Annotated in this window: 21 protein-coding genes and 1 tRNA gene; 9 read left to right on the plus strand and 13 right to left on the minus strand. The window is 53.5% G+C overall.

What is annotated here, in order from left to right; genetic code table 11:
* Positions 1-4: 4 nt before the first annotated feature.
* From EGY08_RS19500 to EGY08_RS19520, 5 genes are all read left to right on the plus strand, one after another.
* Positions 5-1,606, plus strand: coding sequence for an AAA family ATPase (locus tag EGY08_RS19500; protein WP_123828811.1), 1,602 nt, complete (start codon positions 5-7; stop codon positions 1,604-1,606).
* Positions 1,607-1,662: 56 nt separating this feature from the next.
* Positions 1,663-2,415 carry a hypothetical protein gene (locus EGY08_RS19505; protein WP_228712757.1) on the plus strand — a complete coding sequence of 251 codons (753 nt, stop codon included), beginning with the start codon at positions 1,663-1,665 and terminating at the stop codon, positions 2,413-2,415.
* 416 nt (positions 2,416-2,831) lie between these two features.
* Complete coding sequence (locus EGY08_RS19510) at positions 2,832-4,316, plus strand: UvrD-helicase domain-containing protein (protein ID WP_123828813.1); 1,485 nt, start codon at positions 2,832-2,834, stop codon at positions 4,314-4,316.
* Positions 4,310-5,854, plus strand: coding sequence for a TraI domain-containing protein (locus EGY08_RS19515; RefSeq protein ID WP_123828814.1), 1,545 nt, complete (start codon positions 4,310-4,312; stop codon positions 5,852-5,854). The genes EGY08_RS19510 and EGY08_RS19515 overlap by 7 nt, the downstream gene beginning before the upstream one ends.
* A gap of 60 nt (positions 5,855-5,914) precedes the next feature.
* Positions 5,915-6,925, plus strand: coding sequence for a tyrosine-type recombinase/integrase (locus tag EGY08_RS19520; RefSeq protein WP_123828815.1), 1,011 nt, complete (start codon positions 5,915-5,917; stop codon positions 6,923-6,925).
* A 196-nt stretch (positions 6,926-7,121) separates the two neighbouring features.
* Here the strand turns inward: EGY08_RS19520 and EGY08_RS19525 are convergent.
* Together EGY08_RS19525 and EGY08_RS19530 are read right to left on the minus strand one after the other, a co-directional pair.
* Positions 7,122-7,197, minus strand: a tRNA-Phe gene (locus tag EGY08_RS19525).
* Between the two features lie 105 nt (positions 7,198-7,302).
* Entirely contained in the window at positions 7,303-8,019 is a 717-nt protein-coding gene (locus EGY08_RS19530; RefSeq protein WP_004125195.1) for a DUF554 domain-containing protein, read from the minus strand.
* A 437-nt stretch (positions 8,020-8,456) separates the two neighbouring features.
* On the opposite strand from EGY08_RS19530, the gene EGY08_RS19535 reads away from it, so the two are divergent.
* Positions 8,457-10,595, plus strand: a complete 2,139-nt coding sequence (locus EGY08_RS19535) for an ornithine decarboxylase (protein ID WP_123828816.1) — start codon at positions 8,457-8,459, stop codon at positions 10,593-10,595.
* A gap of 67 nt (positions 10,596-10,662) precedes the next feature.
* Here EGY08_RS19535 and EGY08_RS19540 read toward each other — a convergent pair whose 3' ends face one another.
* The 4 genes from EGY08_RS19540 to mutY all read right to left on the minus strand — a co-directional run bounded on the left by EGY08_RS19540 (position 10,663) and on the right by mutY (position 14,607).
* The gene (locus tag EGY08_RS19540; protein ID WP_004125191.1) at positions 10,663-11,919 is read right to left on the minus strand and encodes a nucleoside permease; all 1,257 of its coding nucleotides are present in this window, start codon (positions 11,917-11,919) and stop codon (positions 10,663-10,665) included.
* 193 nt (positions 11,920-12,112) lie between these two features.
* Positions 12,113-13,195 (minus strand): membrane-bound lytic murein transglycosylase MltC, encoded by a 1,083-nt coding sequence (gene mltC / locus EGY08_RS19545; RefSeq protein WP_004135825.1) that lies wholly within the window; start codon positions 13,193-13,195, stop codon positions 12,113-12,115.
* A 50-nt stretch (positions 13,196-13,245) separates the two neighbouring features.
* Complete coding sequence (locus tag EGY08_RS19550) at positions 13,246-13,521, minus strand: oxidative damage protection protein (RefSeq protein WP_004105744.1); 276 nt, start codon at positions 13,519-13,521, stop codon at positions 13,246-13,248.
* 27 nt (positions 13,522-13,548) lie between these two features.
* Positions 13,549-14,607, minus strand: a complete 1,059-nt coding sequence (mutY, locus tag EGY08_RS19555; protein WP_049113284.1) for an A/G-specific adenine glycosylase — start codon at positions 14,605-14,607, stop codon at positions 13,549-13,551.
* 137 nt (positions 14,608-14,744) lie between these two features.
* Here mutY and trmB point away from each other — a divergent pair, with 137 nt between their 5' ends.
* The 3 genes from trmB to EGY08_RS19570 are packed head-to-tail and all read left to right on the plus strand — an operon-like array spanning position 14,745 to position 16,560.
* Positions 14,745-15,464 (plus strand): tRNA (guanosine(46)-N7)-methyltransferase TrmB, encoded by a 720-nt coding sequence (gene trmB, locus EGY08_RS19560; protein WP_004125186.1) that lies wholly within the window; start codon positions 14,745-14,747, stop codon positions 15,462-15,464.
* Positions 15,464-15,790, plus strand: coding sequence for a YggL family protein (locus EGY08_RS19565; protein WP_004105731.1), 327 nt, complete (start codon positions 15,464-15,466; stop codon positions 15,788-15,790). Before trmB ends, EGY08_RS19565 begins: the two co-directional genes overlap by 1 nt.
* Before the next feature lie 50 nt (positions 15,791-15,840).
* Entirely contained in the window at positions 15,841-16,560 is a 720-nt protein-coding gene (locus tag EGY08_RS19570; protein ID WP_024358653.1) for a DUF2884 domain-containing protein, read from the plus strand.
* Positions 16,561-16,608: 48 nt separating this feature from the next.
* Here EGY08_RS19570 and EGY08_RS19575 read toward each other — a convergent pair whose 3' ends face one another.
* The 7 genes from EGY08_RS19575 to EGY08_RS19605 all read right to left on the minus strand — a co-directional run bounded on the left by EGY08_RS19575 (position 16,609) and on the right by EGY08_RS19605 (position 22,339).
* Positions 16,609-17,910 (minus strand): TRAP transporter large permease, encoded by a 1,302-nt coding sequence (locus tag EGY08_RS19575; protein ID WP_004125184.1) that lies wholly within the window; start codon positions 17,908-17,910, stop codon positions 16,609-16,611.
* Positions 17,910-18,413 carry a TRAP transporter small permease gene (locus EGY08_RS19580; protein ID WP_123829442.1) on the minus strand — a complete coding sequence of 168 codons (504 nt, stop codon included), beginning with the start codon at positions 18,411-18,413 and terminating at the stop codon, positions 17,910-17,912. Before EGY08_RS19580 ends, EGY08_RS19575 begins: the two co-directional genes overlap by 1 nt.
* Positions 18,414-18,459: 46 nt before the next feature.
* On the minus strand, positions 18,460-19,446 hold the full coding sequence (locus EGY08_RS19585; RefSeq protein WP_123828817.1) for a TRAP transporter substrate-binding protein: 987 nt from the start codon (positions 19,444-19,446) through the stop codon (positions 18,460-18,462).
* A 304-nt stretch (positions 19,447-19,750) separates the two neighbouring features.
* Positions 19,751-20,887 carry a radical SAM family heme chaperone HemW gene (gene hemW / locus EGY08_RS19590; protein WP_004125178.1) on the minus strand — a complete coding sequence of 379 codons (1,137 nt, stop codon included), beginning with the start codon at positions 20,885-20,887 and terminating at the stop codon, positions 19,751-19,753.
* Positions 20,880-21,473: an XTP/dITP diphosphatase gene (locus EGY08_RS19595; RefSeq protein ID WP_049113279.1), complete on the minus strand. Its 594-nt coding sequence runs from the start codon at positions 21,471-21,473 to the stop codon at positions 20,880-20,882. Before EGY08_RS19595 ends, hemW begins: the two co-directional genes overlap by 8 nt.
* A 12-nt stretch (positions 21,474-21,485) precedes the next feature.
* Positions 21,486-21,776, minus strand: a complete 291-nt coding sequence (gene yggU, locus EGY08_RS19600; RefSeq protein ID WP_004125173.1) for a DUF167 family protein YggU — start codon at positions 21,774-21,776, stop codon at positions 21,486-21,488.
* Positions 21,773-22,339, minus strand: coding sequence for a YggT family protein (locus tag EGY08_RS19605; protein WP_004105714.1), 567 nt, complete (start codon positions 22,337-22,339; stop codon positions 21,773-21,775). The genes yggU and EGY08_RS19605 overlap by 4 nt, the downstream gene beginning before the upstream one ends.
* Positions 22,340-22,345: the final 6 nt, after the last annotated feature.

Raw genomic sequence — 22,345 nt, forward strand, 5'->3', positions numbered from 1 at the left:
GCCCATGAAAGTCGACAAACTACATATTCGCTCACGTTACAAAAACCTTGAAAACGTGAAAGTGGACTTTGACGAAGACCACCTGATGACAGTAGTGGTGGGCCGTAATGGTTCCGGTAAATCCAATGTTTTAGAAGCCTTAGTGACTATATTCCGTAACCTCGATCTGGGCGAAGCCCCGCCTTTTTCTTACGAAATTATTTATCGACTTGGTGAGCGTCACAAGCCCAGCCAGCCCAGTGAGCGATGGATAGAAATAACCATTGATGCCGATCCAGATCGCGGTACACTTGCAAAGCAATATGAAGTTAGTGTGCGCGATCTTTTAAGTGAAGACATATCAAAAGACATGTTTGATAAGCTACCTTCAGGCATCACCATTCCGTTTTCAAAAGTTAAGCGTGATAAAAGTGGTAAAGCACCATACCTGCCTAATTATGTTTTCGCGTACTATTCAGGCCCAAGCGATCGTCTTGAAAATCATTTTAAAAAACACCGTACGGATTTTTATCGTAGGTTACTCGAAGATAAACTGGATCTAAAAGGTGATATCCGACCATTATTTTACGCTAAACCTCACCACAGCCAATTCGTATTACTTGCCTTTTTTTTATCAGAACAAGACAGCGCAGAAAAGGCATTTTTGCGAGAACATTTAGGTATTGAAGGATTAGACAGCATTCATTTTGTTATGCGCCAGCCTGGGTGGGCTAAACAGAAAGGTGAATTGTTTTGGGGCGCCCGAGGTGTTGTTCGTAGATTTTTAGATGAACTGATACAACACGCTCTGTCACCGATAAAAGTGACTCGTCAAGAAGATATCTCTTTAACCGGTAATAATATCCGTAATGAGTTCTTTCACCTATTTTTACCTGATGTAAAAGCACTGCGTGAGTTCGCCAAAGTTCTCAGTGCTGACGAATTGTTTAAAATGCTTGAAAGCACCTTATTATCCGAAATTATCTCTGAAGTAAGCATTCGGGTGAAAGTATCTAGCAGCAAGGAACCTCTCACTTTCCGCGAACTCAGCGAAGGTGAGCAGCAACTACTGACAGTATTGGGGCTGCTCAAGTTCACTGGCGGTAAAGATTCATTGTTTTTACTCGATGAGCCTGACACACATCTTAACCCGTCTTGGGCTGTAAAATACCTTAAATTTTTGCGTGAATTTGTACCTAATCACGATACCAGTCACTTACTGATGGTAACCCATCATCCCCTTGCGATTGCGGAACTGAAGAAAGAGCAAGTTCAGGTTATGAAGCGTGACGATGAAAAGCAAATATCCGCCAAGATGCCAGATGAAAACCCGCGTGGCATGGGAATCAATTTAATTTTACGTAGTGATATGTTTGGTCTGCAGACAACGCTCGATGATGACACGAACCAAAGGCTTACAAACAGAAATGCACTCGCTGCAAAGGAAACTTTATCTAAGGAGAGGATTGTTCGCGAGCAGGGATTTCAGCCTGAGGATGAAGAGCAATATTTAGGTAGGTTAAACGCTGAGCTCGAACATTTGGGTTTCAATCTTGCTACGGATGATCCAGATTATCTTGAGTTCCTTCGTAATAAGTACCACGCCAAACATGAGGAACGTCATTAATGCGTTGGATTTGCAAGGACGAGATTGAGGAATGCTTGACTCAAGCATGGAGAGACATGGCTGATCGAGCAAAGGCTGATTTAATTGCTGCTCCAGACGAAGATACAAGGAAAGCGATATTACAAAGAGTCGCGTCCTCAAATGTTTGGCGAGAGTACTATAATTTACTTCCTGATACTTTAAAGCGCAAATGTTGGTATTGCGAAGCCGAGGAGATCCGATCGGATATGCCAGTTGATCATTTCAGACCAAAAAGCAAGGTTGAAGATGATAAGCAGCATGATGGCTACTGGTGGTTAGCATTCGATTGGCAAAACTATCGATGTGCTTGCACATTCTGCAATAGTCGTAGAGTTTTTAATGAAACCGAGGGGGGGAAAGCATGTCGTTTCCCGCTTGAAAATCCTCAGGAGAGAGCTTTTGCACCTGCAGACCAGATCAAACTGAACAATGAACGGCCGTACTTTCTCGATCCTTTCAACCCGGATGATGAAAAGCTGCTCTGGTTTGATAACGATGGACTGCCAACCGCTAAGCCATTGGCAACGGCTGAGCAGCAAACAAAGGTTAAAAATTCTATCGAAATATTTCATCTGCATGAGAGCAGAATAGCCCGAGCTAGGAACAAAGTACGCTTAGAGGTTGAACGACAAGTTAGGAAAATAAAAGATAATGATGATGTACAGGCGGCCAAAGCTAAGCTGCGACGCATGGTAAAAGATACTGAAAAGTTATCGCGTGCTGCGGTTGTGTACTTGCGAGCGCACAGAGAAATTCCGGAGGTGAAAGACATATTGGATTTAGACTAACGCAGCATTTATGGGGCGAGTCAATAATTCCACCGCAATTCGCTGAGCAATCCTGTATCTATGTACTTAGGTGTGAAGTAGAAGACTAACTTTGGCCATTTGAGCAGAAATATAGAGCTTCTGCGTCAGGTACTTAGCCGAATGTCAGAACGGGCTTAGTTAAGCCGGTTGCAAGTTAAATTTCTGAGAGAAACGAATGCAACTTGCACCGGCACACCAGGCTAGGTACATGATATTCAAATTGCTGATGATTGGTCTGTTCGTCGGCATTTGCAATGAGTTCAGGGCATGATCAGTCCATTGCGCTATCGCCCGGAGCGTTTTTTATTTCTGAAAATGGATATCTGGTTTTTTGTCGCCGCAAGCTTCCCCGGTTGACAGTGTGAGAGTTTCAACTGTCTCTCCCGGAGAACCCAATGGCCTGGAAAACCACACCAGAACAAAACGCCATCATCGCATGGCAGGGCAATCAGCTTGTGGTCAACGCGTTTGCCGGTACCGGCAAAACCACCACGCTGGTGCAATTTGCGCAGGCAAACCCGGACAGCAAAATGCTGTACCTTGCCTATAACAGAGCCATCCGCGACGAAGCCGAGCAAAAGTTTCCCTTCAACGTTGAGTGTAAAACCTCCCATCAACTGGCCTGGTCGCATTTCGGACGGCATTTCAGGAACCGGCTGACGGCAAATTTGCGTATTACCGATGTGGCCCGGAAACTGAATACCCGGCACTGGCCGCTGGCGCGTCTAGCGCTGACAGGGCTGAATGCGTTTCTCTGTAGTGCTGAACCGGAACCCGGCATTATCCACGTGCCGGCAGAGGATGAGCGTCATGGCCTCTCTGCAGATAAAATTCTGGGGGCCGTACAGGTTCTCTGGTATGAGATGAGTCGTACCGAATCTGATTTCCCAATCACACATGACGTCTACCTGAAGCTTTTTCAGCTGTCCGGCCCCTGTCTCGCCAGTAAGTGGGACACCATTCTTTTTGACGAAGCCCAGGATGCCAATCCGGTCACCAGTGCCTTTGTCCTCAGTCAGCCCTGCCGGGTTGTGCTGGTTGGTGATCGCTACCAGCAGATTTATCGCTTCCGTGGTGCGGATAATGCGCTCAGTTCTCCCCGGCTGGAACAGGCCGATCGGCTGTGGTTGACGACCAGCTTCCGGTTTGGCCCTGCGGTCGCACAAATGGCGAACGTGCTGCTGGCCATGTCCGAGGAGGAGATGAAAGTCACCGGCAGCGGTGAGGATGATGAAGTGGTTACACATCTGCCTGCCGACGTACCTCATTACTCCGTTCTCAGTCGGACGGTCTCCGGCGTCATTGGCGCTGCGCTTTCCGCCAGCCTGCAGGAGAAAAAAGTTTTCTGGGTGGGGGGCATTGAAGGGTACAAAACGGAAGAGCTGGAAGATCTGTACTGGTTCTCTGCCGATATGCCCGAACGGATGCAGTGCCCCCGTCTCGGTCAGGATTACCAGGACTTTGAGGAATATTGCTCCATTGCGAAGGCGACGCAGGATGTGGAGATGAATCAGGCGATCCGATTGCTTGATGAGTATTTTCCACTGCCGCAAAAGCTGACCATCATGCGCCGGCAGGTTGTGACGCATGAAAAGGATGCGCAGGTCACTGTGTCTACTGCGCATCGCAGTAAAGGACTGGAGTGGGACGTTGTCGTACTGAATGAGGATTTTTGTGACATCACCGACCCGCTGCTCTCTGCAGAGGAGCGACAGGACGAAACCAATCTGCTGTATGTGGTCGTGACCCGCGCCCGTAAGACACTGGTGCTGAATGAGCTGATGCTGTGCCTGAAGGCGGGTGAAGAGCAGAAAGATTGCAAACAACCTGCAACGGGGGACGTGGAAAACGATGGGGGAGAAGCGATTTCCCCATGTTAAATAAAATCAAAATGTTTTTGTCCGGTACGCCGACTGTCACAGAGCCATCCGACAAACTTTCCGTTTCGGTGCCGACGGGTTATTTCTCTCCGGTTAAGGCTGAAGAACAGGTCATCACCGCATTGCGCCAGGATGCCCTGCAGAAAATCCGGGAAAATAATGCGTTGTCGACAGAGGTATACCAGCGACTTTATCTGGCTCCTCTGAACCTCCTGCTTGAACGGACCCAGAATGTACCAGCGGCACCTGATGGCCGGTGGGCTTATGCCGGGGGATTTGGTGATTTAAGCCTGCGTTTTACCGCTTATGCTGTGAGGCTTGCCCGGGGGTATATGTTTCCGCCAGGTGCGGCGCCGGAAGAACAGGCCGCGCAGGGTGTTATCTGGCAGGCCGTTATTTTCTGGACCGCGTTATGTTATCACCTGCCATTACTGGCCAGTATTGAAGGCGAAACCACCGGCGGTGTTAACTGGCAACCGGGCATATCTGTGCCTGATGCACCTTATCGCTTCCGGTTTCGTCATTCTTCTCCGAACGCGCATGATGCTTCTGCTCTGGCGGCGCTGGCCGCCGGACAGTTAATACCCACTGAAGCGATAAACTGGCTTTCAGGTACCCCGGCAGCGTTGTTCAGTCTTGCTGGTGCATTCCGCAATGGTTCTCCTGATATGCCCCTCATCAGGACGTTGCTCGACCAGGCGGCAGAGAAGGTTGATTCGCCAGTACTCCGGAAAGAGACAGGTGAATCTTCTGTGGTAATTGCGCCGCCAGATTCTGTAACGTCACAGGAGGGGACGTTGGTCGTTCAGACGGACGATAATTTATCCTCTTCTGTAGTCGAGCTGGCCGCTTCGGAGCTGATGACGTCACTCAACGATACCGGTGGCGGGGACTGTCAGCCACCGCTGAACGGGGTAAGTACAGTGGTTCCGCCGGAAGAACCGGATAACGGCAGCCCGGGCCAGGAGGATGCCGATATGCTGCTCAGTCTTTTTTCCGCAGTAGCGGATGCTGAGGTTATGGATGAAACAGTGGTGCCCGTCGGGAAAGACGTTCCAGATGAGTCTGCTGAGACGGAAGAGGCCACCCGGCATAGCGATACCGATGCTGATTGTCTGTTGCACACCACACAAGGAGAGCAGGGCCACCCGGTTAATATCGGTGTTGATGTCAGACAGCCAGGCGAGGCGTTTCTCGCCTGGCTGTCTGACGGCATGGCATCTGGCAGGATCACCGTCAACCAGCATGATTCACGGGTACATTCCGTTGCCGGTTTTATTTACCTTTTGGTGCCGGATATTTTCTTTCTTTTTCTGAAAGATACCGGAAGTGACAGCCACAGGGAGGAGATTCAGACCTCGTTTGAGAAACTCCAGCTCCACCGTGTTCGCAGGGGGGAACGTTTTATCCGGGCGAAACTGTACTGCTCAGAAAACAAACAGGGGCAGTTCAGCAGGGTTAATGGTTATCTTATCAAGACTGTCCGCCTGAAAGGGGTGAGACCTCCGGAGGACAGCAAACTCCTTTTCTTTCCATAGGGATGTTACACACAGGGATCTCTACAGGGATCTGTTTTGGTTTTTTGGGAGAAGAATAAGATGCGGAATGAAATAACCTGGGATGAACTGCTTGAAGAATACTTTTTTGCTCACCGGCTGAGACCCGCTACCGAATGGAGCTACAACAAGGTTGTCAGAGGGTTCAGACGTTATTCTGGTGATACCCTGCCTGCGCAAATTACGCACCGTCAGGTGCTGGAGTGGCGGCGCTATTTGCTTCAGAAGAAACGGCAGTCGACGCTGACGTGGAACAACAAAATCGCACATCTGCGGGCGCTGTATAATTACGGGATGGAACATGAAATCCTTCCGCCGGGGAAAAATCCGTTCAATAAAAGCAATGTTCAGCGGGATACCAGGAAGAAAAAAACGCTGACACGATCGCAGCTGATTCGTGTTTATCTGGTCATGCAGCAATTTGAAGAAGCTGAACGGGCAGGGCGCGGTATCAGAGGAGGGCGTAATGCGCTCTGGCCGGCGTGGTACTGGCTGACGGTTCTGGATGCGTTCAGATATACGGGGATGCGGCTAAACCAGCTGCTGCATATCCGGCTGGGTGACATCAATCTCAGTGAAGGGTATCTGGAACTCTGCCTGGAAGGCAGTAAGACACACCGTGAATGGCGGGTTCCCATTGTCAGTGCGCTGAAGCCCCGGCTGCATCACCTGATAGAAAAATCAAAGGAACTGGGGGCGGGAAATGGAGATTATCTGTTTGATGTGAACAGAATTTACCTTAACCGTCATGTGGCATGGGATGCCGCTAAGGTTCATCAGAAGATCAGATCATTTTTCCGGCGTCTGTCGAAAGAGTGTGGTTTTACCGTGTCGCCACATCGTTTTCGCCATACGCTGGCGACGGAGCTGATGAAATCACCGGAACGAAATCTTCAGCTGGTAAAGGACCTGCTGGGGCACCGCAGCGTCAGTACAACCATGGAATATGTGGAGCTGAAGATGGATATCGTCGGAAAAACACTTGAAGCTGAGCTGTCACTTCACACAGATGTTACAGGCGAAAGAAATTTACACCTGTTGACACAAGCGTAGTTGACTGGGATGATTAACGGTGATCGAGAAAAGGGAGCTTGGTAGGACAAGCTCCCTATCTTGAGGGACAAGTTCTGGATATCAACCAGTGCAAACGCTCTTGAAAACACCGGAGGAAATTCCGTATGACCGGACCCTGCATTTTCCGCCCGTTAAGGATCTCATCTCTTAACCAGCGTGCTTTGATGCAAATAAGTGGTGCCCGGACTCGGAATCGAACCAAGGACACGGGGATTTTCAATCCCCTGCTCTACCGACTGAGCTATCCGGGCAACGGGGCGCATTAAACCTGATTCACCGCACCTCGTCAACGAAATTTATCTGTTTCGCAGCAGACTGAACAATCTATCACCAGATTGCGTCAAAAGCACGCATCTTCAGGCGAAAAACGCCGTCCAGGCCATTGAAATCGGCATCGCCAGCACCAGGGCAGGCAGCATATTCACCACGGCGAACATTTTAATTCCGCAGATGCGCAAACCGGTGGCAACCAGCAGCATCCCGCCGACAGCGGTGAAATCCGCCATCATCATCGGCGTGGTTAACGGCATAATCAACGATGCGCAGGCCGCCAGCGCCAGCTGGATGGCCAGCATCGGTACGCAAATGGCCGAGACCGCCAGCCCCAGGGTGCAGGCGAAGATGGTGGCGGTAAAGAAGTCGAGAAACGCTTTGGCGATAAGAATGCTGGCGTCGCCGGTCATTCCTTCGCGCATCGCGCCGAAAATCCCGGTTCCGCTGGCGCAGAACAGCACGATTATCGCGACGTAGCTTTGAATATAGGACTCATGCGCTGAGACCTTTTTCTGTCCCTTTTTGGGCGAAAGCAGCTGCTGGAGCTTACTGACCAGCGTATTAATGCCTTTCTCCATGTTGCACACTTCGCCGAGCAGCGCGCCCACCAGCGTTGAAAGCACCATCACCGGCAGGTTGGCGCATTTGATCACCAGCAGAATGCCGATGCCCAACGACGCAAGGCCAAAAATAGAGGTCATTGATGTACGAATCCGTTCCGGCAATCTTTGACTTAAGAGTGCGCCGAGTACGCCGCCCAAAAGGACCGCGCCGGCGTTAATAAATGGCCCTGTAACCACAGCATGACTCCTGTTAATTATCCCTAATGACTGCATTATTATGACGCCAATCGGGCAAAAAGGCTTGCGCATCCGTGGTGTGGCTGCATACGTAATTCATCTTGCGCGGTAGATTTAAAGGTGACATGATTGCGCGAATTTTCTCCTCTTCTGAATGAGGCCGCCGGGATGACGACATCGCCACTACATCACCAGTGCCGCTGCGTACAGATGCGCAGGCAGCCTCGTCTTGCTACCCTTACTCTGCAACTTCTGCCCGCCATGCGGTGAGCGTAACGCGGGCTCACTGCAGGACAACAGTAAGATCGGACGCGGTCTGCTTTTACTGATGTCTGGCGGTCGGAGCTGGGATCCAGCCAGACCCTGACATTTCGTTGGCCAGAGCCCAGACGCCCTGGCCGAAGCCTTTTACTCTCCGGAAACGGGTATTCGCGCTCATGAAATCAATGCACATTGCCGCCAGCCGCGAGCTGGTATCCCGCCTGTCCACCCACCGTCGCGTGGTGGCCCTGGACAGTACCGATTTTACCGATGTGGCGGCAGTCGTCATTACCGTAGCGGACAGCCGCAGCGGCATCCTTGCGTTACTGAAACGCACCGGGTTCAACCTGCCGGTTTATCTGTTCAGTGACGCTGACCACGAAAAACCAGAAGGCGTGACGGCCATCGTTAGCGGCAAAGAGCAGGAGTGGCTCGAACTGGAAGCCGCCGCCTGCGACTACGAAGAGAATCTGCTGCCGCCGTTCTTCGATACCCTGACCCAATACGTTGAGATGGATAACAGCACCTTCGCGTGTCCGGGCCATCAGCACGGCGCCTTCTTTAAGAAACACCCGGCGGGACGGCAGTTCTTTGACTTCTTTGGCGAAAACGTCTTTCGCGCCGACATGTGCAACGCCGACGTTAAGCTTGGCGATCTGTTGATTCATGAAGGATCGGCCAAACACGCGCAGAAGTTTGCGGCGAAGGTCTTCAACGCCGATAAAACCTATTTTGTCCTTAACGGCACCTCGGCGGCGAACAAAGTGGTGACCAACGCGCTGCTGACGCGCGGCGATCTGGTGCTGTTTGACCGTAACAACCATAAATCCAATCATCATGGCGCGCTGATTCAGGCCGGGGCAACGCCGGTCTATCTTGAAGCATCGCGCAATCCGTTCGGTTTTATTGGCGGTATCGACGATCGCTGCTTCGATGAGAAATACCTGCGTGAACTGATACGCGAGACGGCGCCGGAAAAAGCCGATGCGCCGCGCCCGTTCCGCCTGGCGGTGATTCAGCTCGGTACTTATGACGGGACGGTGTACAACGCCCGCCAGGTGGTCGATAAAATCGGCGGTCTGTGCGACTACATCCTGTTTGACTCGGCCTGGGTCGGCTACGAGCAGTTTATCCCGATGATGGCCGACTGTTCACCGCTGCTGCTGGACCTGACGCCGGACGATCCGGGTATTTTTGTCACGCAGTCGGTGCATAAACAGCAGGCCGGTTTTTCGCAAACGTCGCAGATCCATAAAAAAGATAACCACCTGCGCGGGCAGGAACATTTTTGCCCGCATAAGCGGCTCAACAATGCCTTTATGCTGCACGCCTCGACCAGCCCGTTTTATCCGCTGTTCGCCGCTCTGGACGTGAATGCCAAAATTCATGAAGGAGAGAGCGGGCGCCGCCTGTGGGCGGAGTGCGTGGCGCTGGGTATTGAAGCGCGCAAGGCGATTATCGCCAACTGCAAAATGATCCAGCCGTTTATTCCACCGGTGGTGGCGGGGCGTCCGTGGCAGGATCATCCCACTGAAGCCATCGCCCGCGAACGGCGCTTCTTTAGCTTTGAGCCGGGCGCGCGCTGGCACGGCTTCGAAGGCTATGCCAGCGATCAGTATTTCGTTGACCCCTGTAAACTGCTGCTGACAACGCCGGGGATCGATGCGGAGAGCGGAAAATATACCGATTTTGGTATCCCGGCGACCATTCTGGCCCACTACCTGCGTGAAAACGGCATCGTGCCGGAGAAGTGCGATCTGAACTCCATTCTGTTCCTGCTGACGCCCGCAGAGAGCGCCGAGAAGCTGGCGCAGCTGGTGGCGATGCTCGCCCAGTTTGAGCAGCATATTGAATCCGACACCCCGCTGGCCGACGTTCTGCCGACCATCTTTAATAAATATCCGGTGCGCTATCGGGATTACACCATCCGCGAGCTGTGCCAGGAGATGCATAACCTGTACGTCAGCTTTGACGTGAAGGATTTGCAAAAAGAGATGTTCCGCAAGAGGAGCTTCCCGCGCGCGGTGATGAACCCGCAGGACGCCAACCGCGAGTTTATTCGCGGTAACGTTGAGCTGGTGCGCTTAAGCGAAGCCGAAGGGCGGATTGCGGCGGAAGGCGCGCTGCCGTATCCACCGGGCGTGCTGTGTGTGGTGCCCGGAGAGATCTGGGGCGGGGCGGTGCTGCGCTATTTCCTGGCGCTGGAGGAGGGGGTCAATATGCTGCCGGGCTTCTCGCCGGAGCTCCAGGGGGTCTACAGCGAAACGGACCCTGACGGCATTAAGCGGCTATATGGCTATGTGCTGAAAGCATAAAAAACGCGCCCCGTTGATAACACCGGGGCGCGTTTTTTTATTCGTAAATCTGGGGTAAGCCGTTTATTTAATGTGCGACGGTCTGCGCCCCGGTTGGTACGCGGACGTGCTTGTACTTAAACAGCGCTACAAAGGCAAAAGCCAGAACCAGCGAATAGCCGGCGAAAATCAGCCATACGGTTTGCCAGTCGGTGATCCCTTCGACGGTAAAGTGCTCCACCACTTTACCGCTTACCATCCCGCCAAGTATGCAGCCGAAGCCGTTGGTCATCATCAGGAACATCCCCTGCGCGCTGGCGCGGATTTCCGGGCGAACCTCTTTTTCCACAAACACCGAACCCGAGATGTTGAAGAAGTCGAAGGCGCAGCCATAAACGATCATCGACAGCACCAGCAGCACGGTGCCGAACGGGGTCGGGTCGCCGTAAGCGAACAGGCCGAAGCGCAGCATCCACGCCACGATACTAATCAGCATCACGTTCTTGATGCCGTAGCGGCTGAGGAAGAACGGGATGGTCAGGATGAACAGGGTTTCCGAGATCTGCGAAATCGACATCATCACCGAGGCGTGCTGCACGATAAAGCTGCTGGCGAACAGCGGATCTTTATCAAAGCTGTGCAGGAAGGTGTTGCCGAACATATTGGTGATTTGCAGTTCGGCGCCCAGCATCATCGAGAAAATAAAGAAGATCGCCATACGTTTATTTTTAAACAGCGCGAAGGCATCAAGACCCAGCATGGCGGTCCAGCTCTGGTTTTTCTGCTGATTAGCCACCGGAATATGCGGCAGCGTCAGGGTGAAGAGCACCAGCAGTAAGGAGAGCGCCGCGCCGATATAAAGCTGCATATGGCTTAGCTCAAATCCGGAGAAGCTGACGCCCCACATGGCGAGGATAAAACCGATGGTGCCCCAGATGCGAATCGGCGGGAAATCGGTCACGATATCCATATTCGCTGACTGCAGCCGGTAGTAGGAAATGGTGTTAATCAGCCCCAGCGTCGGCATATAGGCCAGCGAGTTAAGCAGAATGACGAGGAACATCTCGCCCGGCGTAGTGACCTGGGCGGCGAGCCACAGCGTCAGCGCGCCGACCAGATGGCAAATGGCGTAAACCCATTTGGCGCTGATCCATTTATCGGCAACGATACCGAGCAGCGTCGGCATAAATACCGCAGCGATACCGAGCGAGCTATAGACCGCTCCGATGGCCGCACCGTCGAACTTGAGGGTGACGAACATATACGAGCCGAGCGTGGTGAGCCAGCTTCCCCAGAGGCAGAACTGCAGGAACGACAGTACTTTGAGCTGCAGCTTAAGATTCATGTTTTGATCCTCACGGATATAGAATTGTTTTGTGTTTTAAATAACATTTATAGCGTTATTTTGGTTGGATTCTATCATTTATGCGGTGGATGCTTTTGTTAACTGCCGCAGAAAATCGCAAAACAGTTGCGCAACTCTATTGTGTATAGCAGAAGGAAGGCGCCCTTGAGGAAACAAGGGCGCTGGAGGGAGATTACCTGCGGCGATAGCCTTTCTGCGCAGAGTTAACCTTGTACAGATAACGACGCGACTCGGCGGAGGGGTGACGGCTGGTGATGGTTTGATAAACATCGCCCGGCGTCATGTTGTTGATGATATTCGCCGCCTGAACCTTATCGCTGGAGAAGACCCGCAGTACGCTGCCCGCGCCGCCGTTATACGCGGTGATGACCGCATAGCGACGCGAGGTCGGGTTGGTGATACCGGACAGATAGACGTTGTTAAGCATTGCCAGATAGGCGGTGCCGGTGTCGATGTTATTGACCGGATCGAACAGGTAGCTGCGGCTCGGTAGGCCTGATTTCCCCTGCGAACGGAACACGTCCTTCCCGGCGCTGTGCTGCACTACCTGCATCAGCCCCAGGGCGTCGGCGTGACTTACCGCATAGGGGTTAAAGGAGGATTCGGTTTGCATAATCGCCAGGATCAGCGATTCATCAACGCCGTATTTGCGCGATGCCTGACGGACCATACCAATGTACTTATGCGCGCGTTTGTCGAGGTGGTTCGGCACCAGGTTAATGGTGATGCTGTAGATCATGCGCGGGCCGTTGCTGCGGCTTTTCAGGCGTGTTTGCAGCAGATAGTCGGCGAAGCGCGAGGCGCGCCACTCCCAGCGAATGGCCTCGCCGGTGTTATCCACCACCTGGCCATACAGGAACGGCTCTTTTGAAATCTGAATATCATCGACGTCAGAATAGAGGTCAATGGAGTTAGGGTCATCGCCCATCAGCAGGGTTTTAATAATCGCCTGGCGCAGGCGCCCGGCCGGGTCGGTACCGGCGATAGTTTCAACGGTAATCGTCCCCGCATCAAAGTTGATGTGGCTGCGGGTTTGATACTGGTCGGTGTATTTAACGTAGTCCTTCGGCCCGGCGAGCAGAACTTCGTTATAACCCCAAATGTTCTCGATGTTATGGGCGAACTGGCCCATCAGGATATCAAAGCCGTTGGTGTCCTTCACCCACGCCTCGTTATACTCGGCGCCTTTTTTGGTTGAGCTGGAACACGAAACGAGCAAAGGCGCAATCAGCGCTAGCGCTAAGTATTTTTTCATCATTCCGGGAGTGCGTGTTGTGTTTATTGTTGTAAAGGGCCGTCAGGCCCTTACTGTTTTTCTGGCGGCGTATAGCCTTCGATGTGCACGTCTTTGCCTTCAAACAGGAACTGAACCATCTCCTGCTCCAGCAGTTTGCGATGCTCAGGGTTCATCATGCTGAGTTTTTTCTCGTTTATCAGCATCGTCTGCTTATGCTGCCATTGGGCCCAGGCTTCTTTGGAAATTTCGTTATAGATGCGTTTGCCCAGCTCGCCCGGATACAGCTGAAAATCCTGGCCATCGGCTTCACGCTGCAGGAAAGTACAAAAAATCGTTCTGCTCATTCTTAATCCTCTTTAATCGCCAGAAAGCTAAACCGGTGCTCCGGCTTTTAACTGTTGCAACAAGCGCTCCACGGGGGCCGCCAGACCGACGGACGGCGGCTGCGCTAAGTTATACCAGAGTGCGCCCCCTTCATCCATGCATGCGCCGGATGAGTGCACTGTAAGCCACATCGGCACAATATCCAGATGGAAATGGCTGAAAGTGTGGCGGAACGCGGTTAATTGCGTCAGATTCTCAGCCTTGATCTGCCGCTGGGCCAGCCACTCCCGCAGCGTATCTTCATCTTCAAACTGCGGGAAGCAGAACAATCCCCCCCATAATCCCACCGGTGGGCGCTGGGAGAGAAACACCTTGTCGCCGTGCTGCATCAGCAGGAAATAGCCGGTACGCTCGGGGATCGTCTGTTTCGGTTTTTTGCCTGGATATTGAGCCCATGAATGATTTGCGTAGGCCACGCAGCCGTTATTCAGCGGACAAAGCTCGCATTTCGGCTTTGAGCGGGTGCATACCATCGCTCCAAGGTCCATCATGGCCTGGTTAAAACGCTCGACCCCATTGGCCGGCGTGACGTCCTCGGCGATCTCCCACAGGCGTTTCTCAACCTCTTTTTTCCCCGGCCAACCGCTGACAGCATAGCAGCGCGCGAGCACGCGCTTCACGTTGCCGTCGAGAATCGGATAATGCTGACCGAGAGAAAGGGACAAAATCGCGCCGGCGGTGGAGCGGCCCACGCCTGGCAGCGCGGCGACTTCATCGAAGGTCTGTGGGAATTTTCCGCCGTGCAGGGTGGCCACCTGCTGCGCCGCTTTATGCAGATTGCGCGCGCGGGCGTAATAGCCAAGTCCGGTCCAAAGATGCAGGACTTCATCGAGGGGCGCGTTCGCCAGATCGGTAATTGTTGGGAAACGCGCCATAAAGCGTTCAAAATAGGGGATAACCGTCGCCACTTGCGTTTGTTGCAACATCACCTCGGAGAGCCATACTTTGTAAGGCGTCTTGCCAATTTGCCAGGGCAGGGTTTTGCGCCCGTATTTGTCGTACCAGTCCAGCACCTGGGCTGAAAATTGCGCGGCGAGAAAAGTCAAAGCTACGGCTCCGGGAAAGCGATTATAAGGTGGCAGATTGCAGCACAAGGGCGAGGGGCTGTAAACCCTTGCATCCGCCGGGTAACTTTGGATAATGCCCGTTTTCCGAACACATCTCACAAGCAGACTTAACTTTTATGAAAAACGACGTCATATCTCCGGAATTCGATGAAAACGGCCGCCCGCTGCGCCGTATTCGCAGCTTCGTCCGTCGTCAGGGCCGCCTGACCAAAGGTCAGCAGCACGCGCTGGACACTATTTGGCCGGTGATGGGCGTTGAATTCAACGAAGCGCCGCTCGATTTCGCCGCCCTGTTTGGCCGTGAAGCGCCGGTCACGCTGGAGATTGGTTTTGGCATGGGGGCGTCGCTGGTGGCGATGGCGAAAGAGAAGCCGCAGCAGAATTTCCTCGGCATTGAAGTGCACTCGCCGGGCGTCGGCGCCTGCCTGGCGTCCGCCGAAGAAGAGGGCGTGCAGAACCTGCGCGTCATGTGCCACGATGCGGTGGAAGTGCTGCATACCATGATTCCGGATAACTCCCTGAGCATGGTGCAGCTGTTTTTCCCTGACCCGTGGCACAAAGCGCGTCATAATAAGCGCCGTATCGTTCAGCCGCCTTTTGCCGAACTGGTGAAAAGTAAACTGAAGCTGGGGGGTGTCTTCCATATGGCGACCGACTGGGAGCAATATGCCGAGCATATGCTGGAAGTGATGTCCTCGCTTGAAGGGTATCGTAACCGGTCTGAAAGCAACGACTATGTGCCGCGCCCGGAATCGCGCCCGGTAACCAAATTTGAACAGCGTGGCCATCGTCTTGGCCACGGCGTATGGGACTTAATGTTCGAGAGGGTGAAATAATGGCAACGAATCGTAGCCGTCGTCTGCGTAAAAAAATGCATATCGACGAGTTTCAGGAAGTGGGTTTCTCCGTCGCGTGGCGCTTCGCGGAAGGAACCAGCGAAGAGCAGATCGACCAGACCGTTAACGATCTGATTGATGAAGTGATTGAGCCTAATAAGCTGGCCTTTGATGGCAGCGGCTATCTTTCCTGGGAAGGGCTGATCTGCCTGCAGGAAATCGGCAAATGCACCGAAGAACACCAGGCCATCGTGCGTAAATGGCTGGAAGATCGCGGGCTTGCCGATGTACGCACCAGCGAACTTTTTGATATCTGGTGGGACTAAGTTTGACAAGGGTCGGCAACTGCCGGCCCGTTTTGTCTGAAGGGAGTTAAATGATGCGCAAAACGCTGTTGGCAGTGGCGCTGTCCGTCACCGCTTTGTCCGCGCATGCGGACTACCAGTGTAGCGTCACGCCGCGTGACGATGTCATCCTCAGCCCGCAGCAGGTGCAGGTGAAAGGCGAAAACGGCGATCTGGTGATTAAGCCGGACGGCAATCTGACCTTTAACGGGAAAGCCTATGCGCTGAATGCCGCCCAGCGCGAGCAGGCGCAGGACTATCAGGCTGGACTGCGCAGCAGCCTGCCGTGGATTGATGAAGGCGCCCGCACGCGGGTAGAAAAAGGCCGAGCCGCGCTGGATAAAATCATTACCGAACAGGTGGGGGCCAGCAGCAGCATGCATAGCCGCCTGACCAAGCTTGATGCGCAGCTGAAAGCGCAAATGGGCCGTATTATTGAACATCGCAACGATGGGCTGACGTTCCACTATAAAGCCATCGATCAGGTGCGCGCCGACGGCCAGCAGCTGGTAAACCAGGCGATGGGCGGTATTCTGCAGGACAGCATCAACGAGATGGGCGCGAAGGCGGTTCTCAAAGGCGGCGGTAACCCGCTGCAGGGGATCCTTGGTAGCCTTGGCGGCCTGCAAACGGCCATTCAGGACGAATGGAAAAACCAGGAGGCAGATTTCCAGCAGTTTGGTAAGGACGTCTGCGGCCGCGTGGTCTCCCTTGAGGAGAGCCGCAAAGCGCTGGTGGGGTCGTTAAAGTAAGTTTTAATTCGCTACCTGCGGGCGCAGGTAGCGATTATGGTCAGTCGGTCACATCAGCCCCAGCAGCTGCGGAATAAACAGCGAGATCTGCGGGATATAGACAATCATCATCAGCGCGATCAGCAGGGCGGCGTAGAACGGCAGCAGCGGTTTAATGAGCTGCTGAATTTTAACGCCGGAAATAGAGCAGCCTACAAACAGCGCGCTACCTACCGGCGGCGTCAGCAGACCGATGCACAGGTTAGCGACCATCATGATGCCGAAATGCACCGGATCCATCCCCAAATCCTGCGCGATGGGCAGGAATATCGGCGTGAAAATCAGTACCGCCGGGGTCATATCCATAAAGATCCCGACGATTAACAGCACGATATTTATCAGCAGCAGAATCACCACCGGGTTTTCAGAAATCCCCATTAGCGCATCGCTTATCATGTAGGGTATATCGGCGTTGGTCATCGCCCACGACATGCCGACGGAAAAGCCGATCAGCAATAGCACGATGGAGGTCATCACCACCGATTCAAGGATCAGCTTCGGCAGATCGCGCCACTTCACTTCCCGGTAAATCAGCACTGACAGGATAAAGGTGTAAACCACGGCGATAGCCGACGCTTCGGTCGCGGTAAAAATGCCGCCGAGGATCCCGCCCATCACAATGATCACCAGCAGCAGGCTGGGCAAGGCGTCGAAAAACGCTTTTGCCGCCTGGGCGCAGGTGGGACGTTCAGAAACCGGATAACCGCGACGTTTAGCGATAAAAGCGCACACCACCATGATGGCCAGGCCCATCAGAATGCCCGGCAGATAACCGGCCATAAACAGCGACGCAACCGAGACGCCCCCGGCCGTCAGGGAGAAGACGATCAGGACGTTTGACGGCGGGATGAGCAGGCCCGTGATGCATGATGAGACGTTAACCGCCGTGGAGAACGCCGGGTCGTAGCCCTTCCGGGTCTGAATGGGGTTGAGCGTTCCCCCTACCGCCGCCGCCGCGGCGACCGCCGAACCTGAAATCGAGCCGAACATCATATTTGCCAGCACGTTGACGTGGCCCAGCGATCCCGGCACGCGTCCGACCATCACCTGCGCCAGATTGATTAAGCGGATGGCAATCCCGCCGCTGTTCATCAGGGTGCCGGCAAAGATAAAGAATGGAATCGCCAGCAGGGCGAAGTTGTCGAGGCCGTTCGCCAGGCGCTGAGAAACGGTAATCACCGCAATATCCCACGGGAACATCAGCAGCATCGAGCCGACGGTCGCGATGCCAATGGAGAAGGAGATGGGGACACCAATAAAAACCAGAATAAAGAAAGAGCCAAATAGCATCAGTGCGATATAGCTGTCCATCAATTTGCCCCCGCTTCATAGTTTTTCATATTTTTCAGACCGTTGCTGATAAAACAGAGCGTGTAAAACATCATAATGATGCCGGTTAGCGGCAGGATCAGATACACGTAGCCCATGGGGATCTGCATCGCGGCCGAGACCTGGGATGTCGACAGCGTTTTTTCAATCAGCTTCACGCCGCCGGTTACAATTACTGACCCGGCAAAAATAAAGATCAGCAGATTAATAATGACGCTGAACAGCGCTTGCTTGCGGGGAGGAAGCGTCATGGCGAGTAAATCGATCGCCAGATGACGCTGGGCGCCGACAGTATATGCCGCACCCAGCAGCCCGACCCAGATCATCAAAAATCGCGCCAGCTCGTCGGTCAGGGTGCTTGGCTGGTTTAGCACGTAGCGGCTGAACACCTGCCAGACGACGCAGACCACCAGCGCAATCATAACGGCGACGGAGAATGCGGCGATCGTGCGGTCCACCGCCAGCTTTATGCGGTTAAGTATCATCATTGTTTTCCCGATGAAAGCGGGCCAGCGGCTGGCCCGCTAAGTGTTATTCGGCGGCAGCTTCAAATTTGTCCAGCAGGGCGGCCTGCTTCGGATCTTTTTTGAAGTCATCAAACAGCGGCTGCACGGCGGCGCGGAACGGTGCTTTATCCACTTTGATGATTTCGCCGCCCATGGCTTTGGCCTGCGCGCGGGTGTCGGCGTCGATCTTGTCCCACAGTTTTTGCTGATACGCTTCGGAAGCTTTTGCCGCCTTGATCAGGATTTGCTGCTGATCCGGCGTCAGTTTGTCCCAGGTTTTACTGGAGATAACGAGGAAATCCGGGATGGAGGCATGTTCATCTTCAGAGAACACTTTCGCGATTTCGATATGGCGCGTTTGCACCCAGGAAGGCACATTGTTCTCCGCGCCGTCCACCACGCCCTGCTGCATGGCGGTATAAACTTCACCAAAGGAAATGGGCGTTGGCGAACCGCCCATTAATTCGACCATTTTTAAGGTTGTCGGGCTGGCCTGGACGCGGATTTTCAATCCTTTTAAATCTTCCGGTTTAGTGATGGGCTTTTTGGCGTAAAAACTGCGGGTCCCGGCAACATAAGCGGAAAGCGCAAAGAATCCTTTATCTTTCGTAGACTCCGTTATTTCCTTACCCACCTCACCGAAGACGACTTTATTGAAGTGATTCTGGTCTTTAAACAGGAACGGTAAATTATATATCGCGTAGACGTTATCGAAGGACTCCAGATCGCTGGCGGAACCTTTGGTCATATCCAGCGCGCCATTTTGTAATAACTCCAGAGTTTCACGCGCGCTGCCCATTTGGCTACTGGGATAAATACGGATCTTTATAGCCCCGTTGGAAAGTTGGTTAACCTCTTTGGACATCTCCTCAAAGGCCTGATGAACAACATGGCTGCGTTCAAGGTTATGTGCCAGTTTTAATGTGACTTTTTCAGCCGCGCTTGCGCCTGAGGAGAGCAGGGCAAGCAAAGATACACACACCAGAGAACGAGAAAAAGAGAATTTTTTCATGAGTCGGCTCCATGCACTTGGGGTAATTGGTCAATATCTTAAGGGGTAATTTTTGTTTCTGTATGACATATTATCCTTGTTGTCGTACATCTTTAAGCTATCTGTCTCACACTTTTTCTCAATAAGTCGATCAAAAAGATATTTTTGTGCGGTTGGTTATATTTATTTTAAATAAATGAATGTGAATTTATTTTCTTTGGAAATGTTGAATTGAGATGCTTCGGGAATAGTGATATTGATGTTTCGTAAAAAACGAATAATTAATTATCCCGCTATTTTTATAACGGGATAAGTGGAGAGGAGATTATTCGCTGAGGAAAAGTTCGAGAAGGGAATTCAAAAATAGCTTACCGTGCTCGGTAATTTGCCAGTAGCGCTCATCTTCCATCAGGTAGCCTTCGGCGATGGCGGCATCGATTTGCGGACGGATCGTACGCTCATCAAGGCCGGTGTAGCGGCTGAATTCATCGCGCGGGGCGGCTTCCAGCAGGCGGAAACGGTTCATAAAGAACTCAAACGGTTTATCCGCATCTTCCACATCGTGCTGGCGCTCCAGATAGCGGCCTTCCATGTAGCCGCGTGGATGCCGGGTTTTCGCCGTCCGCAATATGCGCCCATCCGGGAACGTCACTTTGCCGTGCGCGCCGCAGCCAATCCCCAGGTAGTCGCCAAAGCGCCAGTAGTTCAGGTTATGCTGGCACTGATAGCCCGGCTTAGCGTAGGCGGAGGTTTCATATTGCTGATAGCCCGCCGAACTGAGCAGGCTATGCCCCTGTTCATAAATGTCCCACAGCGCGTCGTCGTCCGGCAGGGTTGGCGGACGCGAGCCAAACAGGGTGTTTGGCTCAATGGTCAGCTGATACCAGGAGAGGTGCGGCGGATTGAGCGCGATTGCCTGGCGCAGGTCATCCAGCGCCTCTTCCAGAGACTGATCCGGCAGACCGTGCATTAAATCGAGGTTAAAGCTGCGCAGTCCCAGACCGCTTGCCAGATTTGCCGCGCGCCGGGCTTCCTGTGGCCCATGGATACGTCCGAGCCGCTGCAGCTTCTGTTCGCTAAAGCTCTGTACGCCGATGGAGATGCGATTAATACCTGCGCGCTGATACTCGACAAAGCGATCCGCTTCCACGGTGCCGGGGTTGGCTTCCATGGTGATTTCCGCGTTGGATGCCAGCGGAAGAGATTCGCGCACGCCGTCGAGCAGGGTTTGCATCGCCGTGCCTGAGAGCAGGCTCGGCGTACCGCCGCCGATGAAAATAGTCCCGATTTCACGTCCCTGCGCATAGTGGGCGTCGGCCCGCAGATCGTTCAGCAGATGCTGAACGTAGTCGTCGTGCGGTACCTCGCCCTTTAACGCATGCGAGTTAAAATCGCAGTACGGGCATTTTTGCACGCACCACGGGATGTGAATATAGAGGCTCAGGGGCGGCAAATTAGCCATTACGTAAGGCTTCCAGTAACAGTTTTAGCGCGCGTCCGCGGTGGGAAATGGCGCTCTTTTCTTCACGGCTCAGCTCCGCTGCGGTTTTACCTTCCGTCGGAACAAAGAATATTGGGTCGTAACCAAAGCCGCCGTTGCCTGCGGCTTCACGAGCGATGATGCCCGGCCAGCTGCCGTGGCAAACCAGCGGCGTTGGATCTTCCGCATGACGCAGATAGACCAGCACGCAGTGGAATTGCGCCTGGCGCTTATCGTCCGGCACGTCGCGCAGCGCGTCGAGCAGCTTTTCCAGATTGCGCTGGTCGGTCGCATCTTCACCGGAATAGCGGGCGGAGTAGATGCCGGGCGCCCCGCCTAACGCATCGACGGCCAGACCTGAGTCATCGGCGATGGCCGGGAGCCCGGTCACCTGCGCGGCATGGCGCGCCTTCAGAATGGCGTTTTCGATAAACGTCAGGCCGGTTTCCTCTGCGGAATCCACGCCCAGCTCGGTTTGCGCCACGATATCGAGGCCAAAATCTGCCAGCAGCGAGGCCAGCTCGCGCACTTTTCCGGGGTTGCCGGTAGCGAGAACAACTTTTTGCATATGAGATCCTGTTTATTCTGTCAGCGCGGCGACCCCGTCCGGGATCTGCTGCGGATGAATGATTTTTATCTGTTTGTGGCGGCCCAGTTCTCCTTTCTCAATAAGCACCTGGCTTTTCGCTACGCGAAACTGTTTGGCGAGGAATTTTACCAGATGGGCGTTGGCCTGGCCGTCAACGGGAGGCGCGGTAATGGCGACTTTGAGCTCGTCGCCATGTAAACCAACGATGCTGTCGCGGCTGGCCTTGGGCTGAATATACAGCCGTAAGACCAACCCGTCAGCGCAGGCTTCGACGGCACTCATAGCGCCATCCACAGCCCCGGAAGCAGAACGTTGCCGGTAGCCTGCAACAGTTCGGCGATACCCATATTGATTACGTACAGCAGCAGAACCAGCACCATCGGCGAGAAATCAATGCCGCCCATTGAGGGCAGCAGCCTGCGGATCGGGCGCAGCAGCGGGTCTGCCAGCTGCATCAGAACATATTCCACCGGGCTGCGGCCCTGGCTTACCCAGCTCATGATCGCCATTAACAGAAGAACCCAGAAGATCAGCGAGCCGACAGTTTTGATAAGGATCAGCAGCGCGGAGATCCAGATAATCGGCTGGAAGGTGACGACCATAAAAAGGACGATAGCTTTCACGACGCAGAGAATAAATGCGACCAGCAGGGAGGCGCTGTCGAGCGGCCCCATCGCCGGGATAATACGGCGCAGCGGCCCAACGACAGGCTGCGTAGCCTTGACCACGAACTGCGAAAACGGGTTATAAAAGTCGCAGCGCGCCCACTGCATCCAGACGCGTAACAACACGACCATTGTGTAAAGCTCAATGACCGTTGAGAGCAGGAAAGTCAACGTCTTCATGGCGTT

The sequence above is a fragment of the Klebsiella sp. FDAARGOS_511 genome (genome assembly GCF_003812845.1).
GTDB classification, from domain to species: domain Bacteria; phylum Pseudomonadota; class Gammaproteobacteria; order Enterobacterales; family Enterobacteriaceae; genus Klebsiella; species Klebsiella grimontii.

Coding starts and splice junctions, on each gene's coding strand:
- EGY08_RS19500 (WP_123828811.1), top strand. CDS start 5: ATGAAAGTCGACAAACTACATATTCGCTCACGTTACAAAAACCTTGAA.
- EGY08_RS19505 (WP_228712757.1), top strand. CDS start 1,663: ATGGCTGATCGAGCAAAGGCTGATTTAATTGCTGCTCCAGACGAAGAT.
- EGY08_RS19510 (WP_123828813.1), top strand. CDS start 2,832: ATGGCCTGGAAAACCACACCAGAACAAAACGCCATCATCGCATGGCAG.
- EGY08_RS19515 (WP_123828814.1), top strand. CDS start 4,310: ATGTTAAATAAAATCAAAATGTTTTTGTCCGGTACGCCGACTGTCACA.
- EGY08_RS19520 (WP_123828815.1), top strand. CDS start 5,915: ATGCGGAATGAAATAACCTGGGATGAACTGCTTGAAGAATACTTTTTT.
- EGY08_RS19535 (WP_123828816.1), top strand. CDS start 8,457: ATGAAATCAATGCACATTGCCGCCAGCCGCGAGCTGGTATCCCGCCTG.
- EGY08_RS19540 (WP_004125191.1), bottom strand. CDS start 11,919: ATGAATCTTAAGCTGCAGCTCAAAGTACTGTCGTTCCTGCAGTTCTGC.
- mltC (WP_004135825.1), bottom strand. CDS start 13,195: ATGAAAAAATACTTAGCGCTAGCGCTGATTGCGCCTTTGCTCGTTTCG.
- EGY08_RS19550 (WP_004105744.1), bottom strand. CDS start 13,521: ATGAGCAGAACGATTTTTTGTACTTTCCTGCAGCGTGAAGCCGATGGC.
- trmB (WP_004125186.1), top strand. CDS start 14,745: ATGAAAAACGACGTCATATCTCCGGAATTCGATGAAAACGGCCGCCCG.
- EGY08_RS19565 (WP_004105731.1), top strand. CDS start 15,464: ATGGCAACGAATCGTAGCCGTCGTCTGCGTAAAAAAATGCATATCGAC.
- EGY08_RS19570 (WP_024358653.1), top strand. CDS start 15,841: ATGATGCGCAAAACGCTGTTGGCAGTGGCGCTGTCCGTCACCGCTTTG.
- EGY08_RS19575 (WP_004125184.1), bottom strand. CDS start 17,910: ATGGACAGCTATATCGCACTGATGCTATTTGGCTCTTTCTTTATTCTG.
- EGY08_RS19580 (WP_123829442.1), bottom strand. CDS start 18,413: ATGATACTTAACCGCATAAAGCTGGCGGTGGACCGCACGATCGCCGCA.
- EGY08_RS19585 (WP_123828817.1), bottom strand. CDS start 19,446: ATGAAAAAATTCTCTTTTTCTCGTTCTCTGGTGTGTGTATCTTTGCTT.
- hemW (WP_004125178.1), bottom strand. CDS start 20,887: ATGGCTAATTTGCCGCCCCTGAGCCTCTATATTCACATCCCGTGGTGC.
- EGY08_RS19595 (WP_049113279.1), bottom strand. CDS start 21,473: ATGCAAAAAGTTGTTCTCGCTACCGGCAACCCCGGAAAAGTGCGCGAG.
- yggU (WP_004125173.1), bottom strand. CDS start 21,776: ATGAGTGCCGTCGAAGCCTGCGCTGACGGGTTGGTCTTACGGCTGTAT.
- EGY08_RS19605 (WP_004105714.1), bottom strand. CDS start 22,339: ATGAAGACGTTGACTTTCCTGCTCTCAACGGTCATTGAGCTTTACACA.